1 protein-coding gene is annotated in these 624 nt (G+C 47.3%); it reads left to right on the forward strand.

The annotated features are described in order from the left end of the window. Nucleotides 1-177: 177 nt before the first annotated feature. On the forward strand, nucleotides 178-624 hold a 447-nt coding region (locus FC87_RS06655), incomplete at its 3' end, for a LysM peptidoglycan-binding domain-containing protein (RefSeq protein WP_156656552.1).

A 624-nucleotide genomic window follows, 5' to 3' on the forward strand; every position in this document is an offset into this window, starting at 1 on the left:
AAATATGTCGGTTCGATTGCAAAATTACAATGAGCGGGTAATTTCTTAATCTGGCTGTAATCAGTCTGTAATATGCAGCGCTTAGTATATGGATATTGATTGCGAAGGAAGCAATCGTTTTCCGAAAGAATTCAAACGCAAAAATCAGTCTTTCACAAAAAAGGAGATTATTACTATATGAATTATAAAAGTCTAAAATCAATCGCTGCTGTTGCCGCCGTTTCTGCCGGAGTCTTGTTTGCCGGTTCGCAAAGTGCCGACGCTTCGACCAAGATTACAGTTAAAGCTGGCGATACACTGTCACAATTAGCTCAGACTTACAATGTTTCAGTGAATGACTTACAACAAGCAAACCACATTCAAGACATTAACAAAATTTATGCTGGCGAAACCTTTGTCTTTGGTGACGATGGTAACGTGCAGGTAGCTCCAGCAGCTTCGGCAACGGCACAAGCCGCAACGCCAGCCCAGCCACAACAGCAGCCTCAGGCTGCTCCACAACCAGCAGCCCAACCAGTTGCTCCACAACAGCCACAAACGCAAGCCGCTGCACCACAGCCAGCTGCTCCAGCCCAACCGGCACAAGCAGCTAAGCCCGCTCCTGCTGCAGCTCCGCAACCAGCT

The organism is Fructilactobacillus florum DSM 22689 = JCM 16035 (genome assembly GCF_001436645.1).
In the GTDB taxonomy this organism is placed as follows: Bacteria; Bacillota; Bacilli; order Lactobacillales; family Lactobacillaceae; genus Fructilactobacillus; species Fructilactobacillus florum.